Source organism: Nonomuraea antimicrobica, assembly GCF_039536965.1.
Lineage (GTDB): Bacteria > Actinomycetota > Actinomycetes > Streptosporangiales > Streptosporangiaceae > Nonomuraea > Nonomuraea antimicrobica.
This window is the reverse complement of sequence record NZ_BAAAZP010000146.1, coordinates 1-907: the sequence shown is the minus strand read 5'-3', so window position 1 is coordinate 907 and position 907 is coordinate 1. Positions and strand designations below refer to the sequence as shown.

Here is a 907-nt window from a genome sequence, read left to right as displayed (position 1 = left end):
GCGACTGGGGCGCCCGTCCTCTCGGCCGGTCGCCGTCGTCACGGGAGCGCCCGCGTGCGCCGTCCTCGGGGGAACGGCCCCGCCCGCGCCCGCTGTCGTCGTCGCGGGGCCCTCGCCCGCGCGGCCCGTCGTCGTCACGGGACCGGCCACGACCGCGCGGCCCGTCGTCGTCGCGGGAGCGCCGCTCGCGTGTCCCCTCGTCCTCTCCCTGACGGCCTCGCCCTCGGGGGGCGTCGTCGTCGGGGTCCTGGGGCGGGCGTCCGCGGCCGTCGTCACGCCCGAACGACTCGCGTCCGAACGGCAGGTCGAGGGGGTCGTCGCGGTCACGGGGACGGCGCGGCGGGTTCTCCGGCGACCCCGGACGGCCATTCGCCTCGCCGCGCCCCCCGTCGGAGCGACCGGCGCCCCCCTGCCGCCCTCCGCGCCCGGGGCCGCCCGGCGTACGGCGAGCGGCGCCTGGCCCTCCCTGAGAGCCGGCGCCGCCCGCGCCGCGGCCGGGTCCCTGCCCCCTGCCGCCTGATTCCCTCACCGTCCCGTGTCCACCTGGCTGGCCCGCTCGCCGGCGCTGCTCCAGCTGTTGACCTCGTCCCAGTCGCGGTGCTGGCCCTGGTCCTCGGCCAGCTTGGCGATGACCCCGGGCTGCGTCTTACGCTGGTAGTCCTGGTTGATCTTCTCGTTCTCCCGCTCGGCCACCGCGATCTGCTCGCGCAGCTCCCCCGCGGTGATGGCGTCCTGGGCGAGCATGGTGTTGAGCAGCAGCAGGCTCACCAGGCCGCCGCACAGCAGCCCGACGACGAGCAGCACGAACGGCGCCCGCCGCCGGCGCGCGGGACGCCGCCGGGGCGCGGGACGGGCCGAGGGCTGGGCCGGGGCATGGGCCGCGGCCTCCTCGGCTCGCGGACGCGCG

At 78.8% G+C, this 907-nt stretch carries 2 protein-coding genes; one reads left to right on the top strand and one right to left on the bottom strand.

All coding sequences use genetic code 11. The annotated features are described in order from the left end of the window. On the top strand, window positions 1-520 hold a 520-nt coding region (locus tag ABD844_RS36175; RefSeq protein WP_344888174.1), incomplete at its 5' end, for a hypothetical protein. 5 nt (window positions 521-525) lie between these two features. On the opposite strand, the gene ftsL is transcribed toward ABD844_RS36175, so the two are convergent. Next, window positions 526-907 (bottom strand): cell division protein FtsL (gene ftsL, locus ABD844_RS36170; RefSeq protein WP_486348545.1); only part of this gene is annotated, 382 nt, incomplete at its 5' end.